14 protein-coding genes are annotated in these 14,740 nt (G+C 61.7%); 4 read left to right on the top strand and 10 right to left on the bottom strand.

Translation table 11 applies throughout. The features are described 5' to 3' along the window. Window positions 1-3: 3 nt before the first annotated feature. The 4 genes from GZH79_RS15820 to GZH79_RS15835 all read right to left on the bottom strand — a co-directional run bounded on the left by GZH79_RS15820 (window position 4) and on the right by GZH79_RS15835 (window position 5,128). On the bottom strand, window positions 4-1,704 hold the full coding sequence (locus GZH79_RS15820) for a hydantoinase B/oxoprolinase family protein (RefSeq protein ID WP_211644722.1): 1,701 nt from the start codon (window positions 1,702-1,704) through the stop codon (window positions 4-6). Further along, on the bottom strand, window positions 1,701-3,788 hold the full coding sequence (locus tag GZH79_RS15825) for a hydantoinase/oxoprolinase family protein (RefSeq protein ID WP_211644723.1): 2,088 nt from the start codon (window positions 3,786-3,788) through the stop codon (window positions 1,701-1,703). The genes GZH79_RS15820 and GZH79_RS15825 overlap by 4 nt, the downstream gene beginning before the upstream one ends. Before the next feature lie 66 nt (window positions 3,789-3,854). After that, window positions 3,855-4,817, bottom strand: a complete 963-nt coding sequence (locus GZH79_RS15830) for a Gfo/Idh/MocA family oxidoreductase (RefSeq protein ID WP_349291221.1) — start codon at window positions 4,815-4,817, stop codon at window positions 3,855-3,857. A gap of 50 nt (window positions 4,818-4,867) precedes the next feature. After that, a complete protein-coding gene (locus GZH79_RS15835; protein WP_211644725.1) occupies window positions 4,868-5,128 on the bottom strand; it encodes a DUF2312 domain-containing protein in 261 nt (86 codons plus the stop codon). Window positions 5,129-5,237: 109 nt separating this feature from the next. On the opposite strand from GZH79_RS15835, the gene GZH79_RS15840 reads away from it, so the two are divergent. Continuing rightward, window positions 5,238-5,453, top strand: coding sequence for a hypothetical protein (locus GZH79_RS15840; protein WP_211644726.1), 216 nt, complete (start codon window positions 5,238-5,240; stop codon window positions 5,451-5,453). Here GZH79_RS15840 and GZH79_RS15845 read toward each other — a convergent pair. Further along, the gene (locus GZH79_RS15845; protein WP_211644727.1) at window positions 5,450-5,734 is read right to left on the bottom strand and encodes a metalloregulator ArsR/SmtB family transcription factor; all 285 of its coding nucleotides are present in this window, start codon (window positions 5,732-5,734) and stop codon (window positions 5,450-5,452) included. The genes GZH79_RS15840 and GZH79_RS15845 overlap by 4 nt on opposite strands. Before the next feature lie 84 nt (window positions 5,735-5,818). Here GZH79_RS15845 and GZH79_RS15850 point away from each other — a divergent pair, with 84 nt between their 5' ends. Further along, on the top strand, window positions 5,819-6,232 hold the full coding sequence (locus tag GZH79_RS15850; protein WP_211644728.1) for a TIGR01244 family sulfur transferase: 414 nt from the start codon (window positions 5,819-5,821) through the stop codon (window positions 6,230-6,232). Between the two features lie 3 nt (window positions 6,233-6,235). Here GZH79_RS15850 and GZH79_RS15855 read toward each other — a convergent pair whose 3' ends face one another. The 5 genes from GZH79_RS15855 to GZH79_RS15875 all read right to left on the bottom strand — a co-directional run bounded on the left by GZH79_RS15855 (window position 6,236) and on the right by GZH79_RS15875 (window position 11,977). Beyond that, on the bottom strand, window positions 6,236-7,180 hold the full coding sequence (locus tag GZH79_RS15855; protein ID WP_211644729.1) for a flagellar motor switch protein FliM: 945 nt from the start codon (window positions 7,178-7,180) through the stop codon (window positions 6,236-6,238). A gap of 68 nt (window positions 7,181-7,248) precedes the next feature. After that, the gene (locus GZH79_RS15860; protein ID WP_211645045.1) at window positions 7,249-9,936 is read right to left on the bottom strand and encodes an ATP-binding protein; all 2,688 of its coding nucleotides are present in this window, start codon (window positions 9,934-9,936) and stop codon (window positions 7,249-7,251) included. After that, on the bottom strand, window positions 9,933-10,229 hold the full coding sequence (locus tag GZH79_RS15865) for a hypothetical protein (RefSeq protein WP_211644730.1): 297 nt from the start codon (window positions 10,227-10,229) through the stop codon (window positions 9,933-9,935). Before GZH79_RS15865 ends, GZH79_RS15860 begins: the two co-directional genes overlap by 4 nt. Continuing rightward, window positions 10,226-10,594, bottom strand: a complete 369-nt coding sequence (locus GZH79_RS15870) for a response regulator (protein ID WP_211644731.1) — start codon at window positions 10,592-10,594, stop codon at window positions 10,226-10,228. The genes GZH79_RS15865 and GZH79_RS15870 overlap by 4 nt, the downstream gene beginning before the upstream one ends. 90 nt (window positions 10,595-10,684) lie before the next feature. Continuing rightward, entirely contained in the window at window positions 10,685-11,977 is a 1,293-nt protein-coding gene (locus GZH79_RS15875; protein ID WP_211644732.1) for a short-chain fatty acyl-CoA regulator family protein, read from the bottom strand. A gap of 198 nt (window positions 11,978-12,175) precedes the next feature. Between GZH79_RS15875 and GZH79_RS15880 the strand changes: the two genes are divergently transcribed. Together GZH79_RS15880 and GZH79_RS15885 are read left to right on the top strand one after the other, a co-directional pair. Then, window positions 12,176-13,534, top strand: a complete 1,359-nt coding sequence (locus GZH79_RS15880) for a substrate-binding protein (RefSeq protein ID WP_211644733.1) — start codon at window positions 12,176-12,178, stop codon at window positions 13,532-13,534. Between the two features lie 126 nt (window positions 13,535-13,660). Beyond that, on the top strand, window positions 13,661-14,737 hold the full coding sequence (locus GZH79_RS15885) for a branched-chain amino acid ABC transporter permease (RefSeq protein ID WP_211644734.1): 1,077 nt from the start codon (window positions 13,661-13,663) through the stop codon (window positions 14,735-14,737). Window positions 14,738-14,740: the final 3 nt, after the last annotated feature.

Consider the following 14,740-nt stretch of genomic DNA (forward strand, 5'->3'; position numbering starts at 1 on the left):
CGCTTATCCCTGATCGCCGCGTCGCACCGCCGCCAGCACGGCGGCGATGTCATCATCGCTCAACCCGTAATCCGCCTTGGCCGCCGCCGGCGTGACATAACCCAGCGCCAGATCGCGCCGGACATCGGCAGGGTCACGGTCGGCAGCCGATCCGTAACCAGCACCACCCGGAAATGCCATGCAGGCGCGCGATCCGTGCGTGATCAAATGGCGTCCCTTACCGCGCAATGGCGTACCATCGCCCAAGGCGACCGTGGTTGGCGCGCCATCCCCGCCGTCCCTGCGGCCCCGCGCGGGATGATCGACCCGGTCGAACATGGCAGACAAATCCATTTCGTGCCCGTCGCGTGGGCCCACATCCATCACCTGCCCCAGCCCACCGCGATACCGGCCGGCACCGCCGGAATCGGGGCGCAACTCTTTCCGCCAGATCACCACGGGGCCGACCTGTTCAGTGGCTTCTACCGGCATGGTCATCACGCCCGACGGAAACGCAGTCGCGTTCATCCCGTCCAGTGTCGGCCGTGCACCCGTGCCACCGGAGTTGAAGACAAGCACCTCTGCGCGCCGCGCGCCATCGGGGGCGGGTGCATCGCTGCGCGGCCGCACCGACATCTGGAAATTGCACAGACACCCGGCCCCTTCGGCGGGGACCGTGTCGGGCAACAACTGGTCCAATGCAGCGAAAATCGTGTCTGGCAGCAAGTGCCCGATCACATGGCGCAGCGCGACGGGCGCGGGATGCAGCGCATTTACGATGGTATTTTCGGGCGCGCTGATCCGAAAGGGTTCCAGACTGGCCGCGTTGTTGGGAATGTCGGGGGCGATGGCGCATTTCAGCGCGTAGCAGGAATAGGCTTTGGTATAGACCATCGGCACATTGATCCCCTTTGGGTCGGGTCCGCTGGTGCCGGTCCAGTCACATGCCACATGGTCGTCGGCAAAGGTCACAGATACCCGCAGATCGACGGGCCGCGCGTAGCCGTCGATCCGCATGTGACCGTCCGCCCGCCCGCGCGGCAGCGCTGCGATCCGGTCCAGCGTTGCCTGCCGCGAATGATCAAGGATGAAATCGCTGACGCCGTCCAGATCGGTCAGGGTGAATTCCGCCAGCATATCGACCAACCGCCGTTGTCCGATGTCGTTGCAGGTCGCCAGCGCGTGCAAGTCACCGATCAACTGGTCGGGTTCGCGCACATTGGACCGCACGATCTGAACAAGCGTCGCATCGACCTGACCCGCTGCCGCAAAACGCATGATAGGCAGGTGCAAGCCTTCCTCAAAAACGGAATCGGCATCCGCACCGAACCCGCGCCCCCCGATGTCGGTGACATGCGCCGTGCAGGCGAAGAAGCCGACGAGTCTGTCCTGATAAAACGCAGGAGAACAGACCGTGATGTCATGCAGGTGGCCGGTGCCCAGCCATGGATCGTTGGTCAGGTAGACGTCACCGGGCCGCATCGTGTCTGCGCCGATGCAGCGGATGAAATGCGGCACCGCGTCCGCCATCGCGTTGACATGGCCGGGCGTGCCGGTGACGGCCTGCGCCAGCATCCGGCCCGCCGCATCGTAGACACCCGCCGACAGATCCCCCGCTTCGCGAACGGATGTGCTGAACGCGGTCCGCACAAGCGCCTGCGCCTGTTCTTCCACAATGGAAATCAGGCGGTTCCACATGATCTGGTGGGCGACTGTGCTGGTCATGGGGCGATTCCTTTGGCACGCAAGTCGATGCATCCGTCTGCCAGCACCACGGCATCGCGGCTGCTGGGGCAAATGATCGTTGTTTCGTCTTCGGTGATGACCGCCGGACCGCGCGCAGTGTCGCCCGGTGTCAGATCGGCGCGGCGATGGACACCGGCGTTGACCATGCGCGCCTGTGCGGCATCAAAAAGGTCACGCTGTCCCGATGGTGTGACATCGCGGCGGTCGGTCACCGCGTCCTCGCGCTGGACGGGCGGCACCGGGGTCGTCGCGTTGACGGACCAGACGGTGATTTCGACCTCCATCCCGGCCACGGTGCGGTTGAAAAGGGTCTGATAGGCATCTTCGAACCGGCGCAGATAGATTGCGGCATCGGGGGCTTTGGCATCGTCCGGCGTCAGCGTGACGGGAATTTCCCAGCCCTGCCCGCTGTAGCGCATGTAAATCTTGTATTCGGCACGGATCGGCGCGGTCGCATCGCAAGACCGCACAAATCCGGTGGCCTCTGCCGTCAGTTCGTCGAACAGGGCCGTGACCGCGCCGCTGTCAAAATCCGACAGCCGCATGAACACCGACCTGTTCGCCTCAAAGCTGAAGGGCGCGCGCAGGAACCCGATAGCAGACCCGACGCCCGCACCCTGCGGGATCAGGCATCGGGTGATGCCCAGCTTTTCGCACAGGCGCGCGGCATGCAGCGGGGCCGCACCACCAAATGCGATCATGGTGTAATCGGCCAGATCTTCGCCGTTTTCGACAGCATGCACGCGGGCGGCGTTGGCCATGTTTTCGTCAACGACCTCTGCCAGACCATGCGCCGCCTCAATCGCCGACATATCAAGCGGGATGGCCAGCGTGTCGGTCAGCGCATCCAGCGATTGCGCCGTCGACAGCGGGATGCGCCCGCCCGCGAAGCCATCTGGGTCCAGCTTTCCCAGCACAAGGTCGGCATCCGTGACGGCCGGACGCGTGCCGCCGCGCCCGTAACAGGCCGGCCCCGGTTCGGACCCCGCGCTTTCGGGGCCCACGCGGATCTGGCGCAGCGCGTCGATATGGGCCAGCGACCCGCCGCCCGCGCCGATTTCCACCATGTCGATCACGGGAATCGAAATCGGCATGCCTGACCCCTTTTTGAAACGGTAGGTCCGTGCCACTTCGAACACGCGGGCGGTTTTCGGCGTCTGGTCGCGGATCAGACAGATTTTGGCCGTCGTCCCCCCCATGTCGAACGATAGTACCCTGTCCAGTCCATGCCGTGCCGCAATATCGGCGGCAAAAACCGCACCGCCCGCAGGCCCCGATTCCACCAGCCGCACCGGAAATTCCGCCGCAGTCGCAAGGTCGATGATCCCACCGCCCGAATGCATCAGGAACACCGGGCAATCCGCGCCCTCGTCACGCAGACGCTGTGCCAGACGGCCCAGATAGGATTTGATCAGCGGCTTGATATATGCGTTGGCGACGGTCGTGTTGAACCGTTCGTATTCGCGCATCTGGGGGCTGACGTCTGATGACAAAGACACCATGACGCCGGGCATCCGTTCGGCCAGCACGTCGCGGATCAGCCGTTCATGCGCGTTGTTCACATAGGAATGCAGCAGGCCCACGGCGATACTGTCATACCCTGCAACGATCAATTCGTCGGCCAGCGCCGCAACCTCTGCCCGGTCCAGCGGGATCAAAACGCCGCCGTCTGCATCCATGCGTTCGCGCACCACATAGCGGCGGTTGCGGGGCAACAGCGGTTCGGGCAGCGACAGGTTCAGATCGTATTGTTCGAACCGCGATTCGCTGCGCATTTCAATGACGTCGCGGAATCCTTCGGTCGTGATCAGTGCCGTCCGCGCACCGCGCCGTTCGATCAGCGCATTGGTGGCCAGCGTCGTGCCGTGGATAATCTGACCGATCCGACCCGGCTCGACCCCCGCGTCGGCGCAGACGCGGTGCATCCCATCGACTATGGCATCTTCGGGTGCGGTGTAAGTCGTCAGTACCTTTGTCGAATAGCGCGCCGTGCCGGTTTCCAGCACCACATCGGTAAAAGTACCACCGATGTCCACGCCCAGCCGCATCGTCGTGTCGTTCATTCCGCATCCATCCGTGCCGTTTGCGCCCATGCAGCGCGCGAACATCCGGAATGTCAAACGCTGTGGTCAGTCTTTTTGATGGAACTCTGCGACCGTCTGACGTTGCGCCATCATCATGGCATCGGCCACGTGCTGAAGCGGCGACACATCGACATCGGACTGGCCCGTTTCGATCAATTCGGCAAAGCGGTGATAGACGCCTTCGTATTCAGTCTGGTCCTTGATGGCCTGGGGTTGGCCGTTGACCGTCAGCTTTGTCGCCGCATCGTACAGGCGCAACGTGCCGTCTGTCGTGTCGATTTCCATGTCCCAGACGGGCGGGTTTTCATGACGCCAATCAAAGGTGGCCGACACTTTCATGCCGCCAGCACCGACAAAGGTCAGGTCTGCCGCAATAGGCATGTTGCGATTGGCGGGAAATGCCAGTTTGGATTCGCGCAGATGCACGGGATTGGGCAGGATTTCAGACATGATCGACAGCGCGTTGATCCCGGTGTCGAACACGCCCTGCCCGCCCGGTTCCCAGACCCAGTCCTGACCGGGGTGATGGACGTGCACGTCTTCACGCCAGTTGATCCGCATTCCCTTGACCGTGCGGTCGCGCAGCCATGCGCGGGCGGCAGCCACGCCGGGGGCGTGTTTGAGATGCCAGGACGCATACAGGGTCACGCCTTTGGCCCGCGCCAGACGTTCCAGTTTCAGAACCTCTGTCACGGATGCGCCGGGCGGTTTTTCCAGCATCGTATGCTTGCCCGCCATCAGCGATTTGACTGCGATGTCATAGCGGGGCAGTGCGGGCATGGTCAGGCTGACGATATCAATGTCAGGGCGCGCGTCGATCAGTGCCCCGATGTCGTCGTGGTTTTCGACACCGTCGACGCCGCCGGACCCGCTGACCGTCGCCGCAAGGTCAAAGGCCGTACTGTCTGCAATTGCCGGCATATGCTGTTCGCTGGCGATCTTGCCGATCCCCGCCAGCGCGATTTTTGCACCGGTCAGTTGCCGGCCAGAAGAACTTGTCGCTGTCACACTATGCCTCGTCTGTTGATGTCTGCGGCGGCACATAGGGCTTTAAGCGGTCAGGACATCCCCAACGCGGCCAGATACATTTCCAGCACGGCTTCTTCTTCGGCCAGATCGTCCTTGTCGCGTTTGCGCATGGCGACGATCTTGCGCAGGACTTTTACGTCATAGCCACGGCCCTTGGCTTCGGCCATGATTTCCTTTTGCCCGTCAGCGATGTCTTTTTTCTCGGCTTCTAGCCGTTCATACCGTTCGATGAACTGGCGCAGTTCCTGTCCTGCGACGTTTTCGTCGGGGGGGGTGGCGGTGTCGGACATCGAAACTCTCCTGCGGGTGATTGCGGGCTGTCCTAGCGGTCCCGCCAAAACCTTGCAAGGTGCGCCGTGGCAAGGTAGCGGCATTGGCGGCAAATCAGAAAGGTGGACGATGGCGACAATGATATGGATCGGGGCGCTGGTGTCCCTGCTGGGGCTGGGTGGTGTGGTCTATTCCATCGTCACCGTGGCCCGCGCCAAGCGCGCAAACCTGTCGGACGAGGCATTGCGTGCCAAGGTAGGCGCGATGATGCCCATCAACCTTGGATCGTTCTTTGCGGCGATGCTGGGGTTGATGATGGTGCTGGTCGGCGTGCTGCTGGGCTAAAGCCCCAGCGCGTCCAGAATTGTCACGATCCGGCTGTCGGACAGCGAATAAAAAATGATGCGTGCGTCGTCGTCGCTACGATCCGCCCGCACAAGCCCCGCGTTGCGCAACCGTTTCAGGTGGGACGATATCAGCGCCTGCGCCTGACCCGCTGCGGACTGAAGCTGTCCAACCGTCAACGGCCCGTCACGTAGCGCGCACAGGATGGCCAGCCGCACCGGGTTGCCCATGGCATTCAGGTGGTCTGCAGCGGCCGTCACTGGATCGGGCGGTGTTGTCATAACCGAAAACTAGACGCGGTGCCCTGCAACCACCAGACCTGATCGCGCTGGACCAACGCGCCGACTGCGGCTAACACTCTGCCCATGCAAATCAATCAGATCACCCCCGATTACGCCGCTTCTCCGCAGATCATGCCCGCCGACGCGGACACGATCGCCGCGCAGGGCTTTACCATCGTCATCTGCAATCGTCCCGATGCCGAAGTGCCGCCAGCGCAACAATCCGACGCCGTACGCGCCGCAGTCGAAGCGGCGGGCATGACATTTGTGGACAACCCCGTCACCCATCAGGGGCTGAACATGGATATGGTCCACGCCCAGACCGCGGCAGCAGCACAGGGTAAGACACTGGCCTATTGCGCGTCCGGTACGCGGTCCACGATTGTCTGGGCATTGGGTCAAGCGGGCAAAATGCCGGTCGATGACATCGTCGCTGCCGCCGCCAAGGCCGGCTACGACCTGAACGGCATGCGCAGTCAGTTGGAAACGCTGTCCTGACCGCTATACGATCTGCGACACGTCTTTGATCGCGTGGCCGTCCTTGGTGATGGCTTCGCGGTGCGGCAGGTCCTGCATCTGGCTGTCGTCAGGCCGTTCGATACGGACCGCGATCCGGCCAGCCATCTGACCCAGCCTGCCGCGGGCCACCAGCATTCCGCCCGGCGCTTCCAACCGGACAGCGCCAATGGTGCAGCCATGCAGTGGCAGGCAATCCCCGACCGCCATTTCGGTCAGGCGTGACAACGGCACGGGCATCCGGTGCACGATGACATCCAGTGCCGCAGGCGCATTGTTGACCGCACGCTGCATCGCGATTTTCCATTGCGTTGCGTCCAATGCAGGTTGCGCTGTCGGTGCAGCAACGGAAACGGCGGGGTTGGGCAACACGATGGACAGGACCGGCCTGCGATCCGTCACCCGGTCATTCACCGTCAGCCCGATCACGCGATACGATTGTTCGGTCAAGGCAAAGCCCACCGCACGCCGATCCGCCAGCCGCGCACCGACGTCACAGCCAGTGGACCAGCCGTCCAGTGCCGTGCCGACGGTGCTGCCATCCAGTTCCGAAATAACCCCCTGCAGAAACGGCAAAATCAGCGCCATGTCGGTATGTGTGATGGGACGCACCGCCGCGGGGGCGGCTGCGACCTGCCCCGTGGTCAGCGTTTCGATCGCCACGGCAACAAGCTGTGCATCACAGGTCAGCAATCCCACCGTCACGCCGCCCCGGATCAAGTGCAGCATCAACAGATCATCGGACAGGCCAGCCAGCACTGTGTCCAGATCACCGGTCCGTTCGGACACATCGTCGATATCCAGCACCAGTCCCAGACTGTTTTGCGCCACCTGTGTCACAGACCGTTTTACCGCGCGGGCGGCGGTCAGCGGCACATCGGGCGCATCCGCACCGGGCCGTTGTATCATGCGCTGCAACAGGCCCGTCATGCCGTCCATCCTTTGCCTCAACGCCCAACCTTAGGGCGCAAGGCATGAATCATGCGTAAATCACGGACCTACTGCGCGGCCAACGCAAGCGGTGCAGGCAGGACAACCCGAAAGGCAGCCCCGCCCTGCCCCGGCAAATACACGATCTCTCCGCCCAGACGGGTCATGATCTCGCGGCAAATGGCAAGACCCAGACCCGCCCCGCCAGCACGCGCCGCATCGGTCAGGCGCGAAAATTTCTCAAATATCACCTGGGCGTCGGCAGGCGCGATTCCGCTGCCGTTGTCGATGAAATCAACGATGGCGCCGGTTTTGGTTGTCCAGACCTTGATCGTCAGGACGGGCATATCGGCATCGCAATATTTCTTGGCGTTGGCGATCAGATTGATGAAAACTTGGCTAAGCCTGTCCAGATCGGTCGTCAGGGTGACGTCTTCTGCCACCGGGTCGCGCATGATCCGCAACTGATCCGGCCGGACGTCAGCCGATGCGATGGCCCGGTCGATCAGATCGCGCAGCCGTCCTGTCTGCTGGTGCAGCGTCACCTGCCCGTTTTCCAGCACAGCCAGATCCAGCAGATCGTCCAACAGCCGCGTCAGGCGTTGCGACTCAGCATTGATGATAGCGGCCATGCGCGCCGATTCCGGCCCTTTCATATCTTGCTGCATCAAGATTTCCGAAAACGACCGGATCGACGTCATCGGCGTGCGCAGCTCGTGACTGATCTGGGACAGGAACGCGTCTTTTTGAACTGACAGGGTCATCAGTTTGGCGTTTGCATCGCGCAGCGCGCGGGCCGTCTGTTCCTGTTCACGGCTTTTGGCTTCCAGCTTGCCGGAATATTCAAGGATCTGTGCGGTTTCATCCGCCAGTGCGAACAGATCGTCGACCGTGACGCTGACACCTTGGGTCAATTGTCCGATCATGGCATGGGCGGTGGCGGCACCGACTGACCCGGACAATTCGCGTTCCAGCCGCGCCAGAAAGGCGGGCGAGACATCGGGCAGGAACCCTGTCTTGTTCTGTGCTGCGGCTTCGGCCTGAAACATCGCCTGCGCTTGACGTGGACCAAGAATGCGCTGCGACATGATCAGCAAATCCTCTGCCGTGGCGGCAGAGCGTGTCCACGCCTGCTGGCCGCCGGGCCCGTCAAAGATATTCACGAATTGCGCACCCTGCAGCCGTTCCAGCGGTGTCGGGAACGACAGGACCGATCCCACGAAGAACAGCACAGTGTTGCCCAGCATCGACCACAGCAGACCGTGCAGGATCGGGTCCATCCCTGCGATCCCGAACAATGCCTCTGGTCGCAGCCAGACGATGCCATAGGGGCCATCCGCCATGACCTGCGCGGACAGGATCGCGTCAGGCCCGAAACTGGGCAGGAACAGCGTCCAGAACCAAAGTGTCGATCCCGACACCAGCCCAAGGATCGCGCCCGTCCGCGTCGCCCCCCGCCAAAAGATGCCGCCCAGCAACGCGGGCAGCACCTGCACCACCCCCGAAAAAGAGATCAGCCCGATGGCCGCCAATGCACCGCCGCCGCCCGACAGGCTGTAATACAGATAACCCAGCGCCAGAATGCCCACGATGGCCAACCGCCGCGTCAGCACCACGACGCCGCGCACATCGCCCGAAATCGCCGCCCGCGTCTGCGACTGGCTGCGCATCCAGACTGGCAAGACCACGTGATTCGACACCATGGTTGACAGGGCGATCGTGGATACGATCACCATTGACGTGGCCGACGAAAAGCCGCCCAGAAACGACAGCAGCGCAAGACCGGTCTGACCTTCGGCCAATGGCACTGTCAGCACGAACAGATCCGGATTTGACCCCGCTGGCATGATGCGCAACCCGACCACGGCGATGGGCACCACAAACAGGCTCATCAACGCGAGGTATAGGGGAAAAGCCCAAGAGGCTGTTTTGAGGTGCCGTTCGTCCGCATTTTCAACAACCAGCACCTGAAACATCCGTGGCAGGCACAAAAAAGCCGCCGCAGACAAAAAGATCAGGGCCGACCAGCGTGTGCCGGATTGCGACCAATCCGCAACGGGCGAGGATTCGATGGCCTGCAACGTGTCGGCAATCCCGTCAGACAGCCCCCAGACCACAAAGATCCCGACCGCCAGCAAGGCGATCAGCTTGACCACAGCTTCGACCGCGATGGCGATCACGACGCCATGCTGGCGTTCATTGGCATCGACGTGGCGCGTCCCGAACAGGATCGTAAAAATCGCCAACCCGACGGACACCAGTATCGCCGCCAGGCTAAGGTCCGGACTGTCCCAGTTCTGGCCGCTTGCCTGCGCAAAGACCTGAAAACTAAGCACGACCGACTGCAATTGCAGGGCGATATAAGGGGTTGATGCGATGATCGCCATGATGGTGACGATCATGCCAAGCGTCGTGGATTTACCAAACCGCGAAGAGATCAGATCGGCAATCGACGTGATCCGCTGCGCGCGTCCGATCCGCACCAGCCGCCGCAACACCAGCCACCAGCCCACCATCACCAGCGACGGCCCCAAATAGATCGTGACATATTCCAGCCCCGACCGGGCGGCGTAGCCGACCGCGCCGTAAAACGTCCATGCCGTGCAGTAAATCGACAGTGACAGCGTATAGACCAGCGGCATACGCAGCCAGCCGCCCCGCCCGCGTTCCGCCTGTCGTTCCGCCAGTGCCGCGATGATGAACAGGAACGCGACATAGAGCACGGCGGCAAAGACTAGCGCGTTGAACGACATCAGCCGCGCGGCTCTTCAGGGGGGGATGCGGCATCGTCCGTTGTGTCGATCCGGCGCGCCATGATGGCGGCACACAGGATCAGAAAAGTCCAGACCACGAAAATATAGACGATGGTTCCCGCAAGCCCGCCCGAACCTTCGCGCGTCCACATCAGCGGGACCAGCCACAACACCAACCCCAGGATCGGAAGAACCCGCCCCACATCGCGGAGTCTGCGTTGCCGATAGCGTTCGCGCGCCAGAAAAAGCCCACCGCCGCCGGTGCGTGGTGTCTGCGGATCATGCGGGACCGTCATGATCCGATCAGTGCACGGACCTGCGCACAGACCTCTTCGTTGGCAAAGGGTTTGGTCATGAACCGGTCAACGCCCAGTTCCTCTGCCAGCGCCTTGTCCTTGTTTTGACCACGCGCCGTCAACATCATGACCGGCAGGTCGCGGGTCGTCGGATCTGCACGCAAATCACGCAGGATATCGAACCCCGACCGTCCCGGCAGCATGACATCCAGAATGATCATGTCAGGCCGCTGGCCACGGATCTTGTCCATCGCGGTCGTGCCATCCTCGTGGGTGTGGACGGTAAAACCGTCCCGGCTGAGGATAAAGCTCAGGGCTTCGATGATGTTGGCTTCGTCTTCGATCAGCAAGACGCGTTTGGCCATCAGCATTCCCCCCGCTTTGCTTGGCTTGGTACGGACGACGCCCTCCCCGACGTGGTCCACGGCGCACTATTGTCCGCCCCGCGCATCATGTCAAAGGGATGCGACATTCCCGACAGCAAGGACAGGCATCGCCGGTTCGCGCCGCGCCGGGCAATCTGACCGCGCACAGATGCGGCAAGCCACGCCCACAGGGATCGTTTGCGGGCCAGATGGCGCATTGATTGTCCGCACCAGCATGGTTGCACAGACAAGCGGCGGCAGATGCGGGCCATGCGGATGCGCCACAGGCACCGCGATGGCGTGGCAAACCAGATGTGCGGCATTCTGACCCGGCAGCACGACGGCCGCAGTGATCGGACGTCCGGGCTGACCAAGCGCTGTGTAAATCGGCCAAAGCGGACAATCCCCGCCACGGGTCAGATCAAAGCCAAACACCTGCTTCAGCAGCAAAACCGCGCCGGCAGCGTCAATTTCCATCAATCCGTGGTCGGGATCATGGCTTGTCGGTGGCACGCTGGCCAGCCGCCGAAAGATACGGTCAAGCGGCTGGCGTGTCTGACTGGCCAATACCATCGGGTCATGATCCGCCGCGCGTGCGGCCTGCAGGAAATCATCCAGCGGCAAGGCCTGCGCATCATCAGCGTATCGTGCATCATACTGCGTCACCAGCGCCGCTACCGCCGGGCGGGTCACCGGTGCGGGTGCCGGTGCGGGGTGTGTTTCCAGATGCGGGCGATGAAATCCGGTGGTGGCAAGGATCGCCTCGCGGTCTTCCAGCGGCGACAAAAGCGTGCGCTCTGCATCATCAGGTGCGTCCAGATATGCGACAAGTGCGCGACTGGTATCCGCCAATTTGCGCGCGTCGCTGTGAATGTTGCTGTGAAACCGGGCTTGCCAATCGGCGTCGATCTTGCTGTCACCCGTCAGGATCGCCGCCGTAGACTGAATGGCAGTCACCGCAGAAATGACACCGTGAAGCGCCTTTGCCAGATCGGGGTCATAGGTCAGACGGTCGGTCATCATCTGCAACCGATCCTCGAGCGTGCGGATTTCCAGCGCCTGCGCCGTGATCAGACCGGCCCAGCCTGGAAACCGGGCGACCAGATCCTCTGTCTGCACCGTTTCGGTGGCGATGGTGGACAACCGATCCGACGCGGCGCGTAAACGATCAACCAGCGTGGGATCGGCTGGCCGTTCCAAAAGCCCGATGTCGACGGCAAGCGTCGCCGCGATGCGCCGCAGCAATGCCGCCCCCGCCGGGCGTTTGCCATGTTCGATCAGATTAAGGTAACTGGCAGAGATATCGACCGCGCGCGCCAGATCGCGCTGGGCCAAACCCGCATCCATGCGTCGCGCCCTGATGCGTTCGCCGGTTCTGTTCATCGGCCCCCCTTAGCGCGTTGATCCGGAAACTGATTTACAAAACCACCAACGCATTCGTCTATTAATTTACAAATTCAATGCGCCGTGGCAAGCGATTGTTGTTTGACGCAAGGTTGCCCTGCATCCTTTGGCCAGCACGACCAATGTGCAGTTGCCCGGACGGGAGGGTCCGGCCAGCGTTTCAACGGGAGGATTACCATGACGAAATCGACGTATTCACGCCGTCGGGTGTTACAGACGGGTGCCGTAGCCGGCACAGGTCTGATGCTGCCCACGTATCTGCGGGCCGAAGCCCACACAGGTTTCACCAACGCACCCACCGGCGACACGGTCACGCTGGGCTTTAACGTGCCGCAGACCGGTCCCTATGCCGAAGAAGGCCTGGACGAGCTGCGCGCACAGGAACTGGCCGTTCAGCACCTGAACGGCGAAGGCGACGGCGGCATGCTGGCGACCTTTAGCGAACAGAACCTTGATGGCACAGGTATCCTGGGCAAGAAGGTCAATTTCGTCACCGGTGACACGCAGACCAAATCCGACGTCGCCCGCGCTTCTGCGCAGTCGATGATCCAAAAAGACAATTGCATCATGATCACCGGCGGGTCGTCGTCCGGTGTGGCTGTCGCCGTGCAGGGTCTGTGCCAAGAAGCTGGCGTGATCTTTATGGCGGGCCTGACGCATTCCAACGACACCACCGGCAAGGACCGCAAGGCAAATGGCTTCCGCCATTTCTTTAACGGTTACATGTCCGGCGTCGCACTCGCACCCGTGCTGGAAAAAGCATACGGGTCGGACCGTCGTGCCTATCACCTGACCGCCGACTACAACTGGGGTTGGACACAGAACGAATCCATCGCTGCATCGACAGAGGCATTGGGCTGGGAAACCGTCCAGAACGTGCTGACACCCGTGGGTGCCGGCGACTTCTCGTCCTACATCGCGCCTGTGCTGAACTCTGGCGCGGATGTGCTGATCCTGAACCACTACGGCGGGGACATGGTGAACTCCCTTACGCAGGCTGTGCAGTTCGGCCTGAAGGACAAGCAAGTCAACGGCAAGGATTTCCAGATCATCGTTCCGCTGTACTCGGAACTGATGGCCAAAGGTGCAGGGTCCAACATCGAAGGCGTTTACGGCTCGATGAACTGGAACTGGCAGCTGCAAGATGAGGGCAGCAAGGCGTTCGTCAAATCGTTCGGTGAAAAGTATGGCTTCCCGCCGTCGAACGCCGCGCACACCTGCTATGTCCAGATCATGCTGTATGCAGATGCCGTCGCACGTGCAGGGTCGTTCAACCCCTGCGCCGTCGTTGAAGCGCTGGAAGACTTTGACTTTGACGGTCTTGGCAACGGTCCGACGACGTATCGCGGCGCCGATCACCAGTGTTTCAAGGACGTGCTGGTCATGGAAGGTGTGGCCGGTTCCGGCAACGCCAACATGATGGGTTACGACACACTGTCCATCGTCGAAGTGACGCCGCGTGCACAGGTCGAATACGAACCCGACCACCCGATGTTCGCAGGCGGTAGCCTGGGCGAATGTAATCCCGGCGCGTAACCGTGCCATCCGGGGGCGGCGTTCCGCGCCGCCCCTTTTACGGAACGCACACACGCGTTCCGATCGCCAAACGACAAAAGACTGTCCAAAGGCCCGCGCTGGCTGAAACCATTGAGGAGTGGTGACGTGGATGCATTTATCCTGCAAATTCTGAACGGGCTGGACAAGGGATCAGCCTATGCGCTGATCGCGCTGGGTCTGACGCTGATCTTCGGCACGCTGGGCGTGGTGAACTTTGCGCACGGGGCGTTGTTCATGATCGGTGCGTTCTGCGCCGTGACCATGCAACGTATTCTGGGGCTGTCGCGGACGGTCATTGACGAGACACAGACCGATTTTCTGGGCAATCCGATGGCGGTTCAGGTGCCGTATGTGCAGGATTGGTTCGGGGCGGCAGCGGGCGCCACCATTCAGGACTGGTCCGTGCCACTCGCCTTTTTTCTGACGGTTCCGGTCATGCTGCTGGTCGGTTGGGGCATGGAACGCGGCCTGATCAAGCATTTCTACAAACGCCCACACGCCGACCAGATCCTTGTCACATTCGGCCTGGCCATCGTCATCGGTGAAATCATCAAGGCATTTTACGGTGCAAACCCGATCCAGACGCCCATGCCGTCCGCATTTGTCGGGACGATTGATATGGGCCGGTATCTGGGACTTGGTGAAGGTGCCGTTGCCTATCCGACATGGCGTCTGATCTACTTTTTCTTTTCCGCGATCATCATCGCCGCGGTCTTTGCTTTCTTGCAGTTCACAACCTTTGGCATGGTCGTCCGTGCTGGCATGGCGGACCGTGAAACGGTCGGGATGCTGGGGATCGATATCGACAAGCGTTTCACGCTGATGTTCGGCCTGGCCGCAGCGGTCGCGGGTCTGGCGGGCATGATGTATGCGCCGATCCTGTCCCCGCACTACAACATCGGCATGGATTTCCTTGTCCTGAGCTTTGTGGTGGTGGTCGTCGGCGGCATGGGATCGCTGCCTGGCGCTGTGCTTGCCGGGTTCCTGCTGGGCATCATGCAAAGCTTCTTTTCCAACCCGGCCTTCAAAGGCTTTATCGTGGATGCCCTGCGGCTGAACGATACATTCACCGGCACAGTGATCAACGGTCTGGACCAGATCATCATCTATCTTGTTGCCATCGTCATTCTGTTGACCCGTCCGCGTGGCCTGTTGGGCCGCAAGGGCGTGATGGAGGAATAGGAA

The sequence above is a fragment of the Loktanella sp. SALINAS62 genome (genome assembly GCF_018263905.1).
Taxonomy (GTDB): domain Bacteria; phylum Pseudomonadota; class Alphaproteobacteria; order Rhodobacterales; family Rhodobacteraceae; genus Loktanella.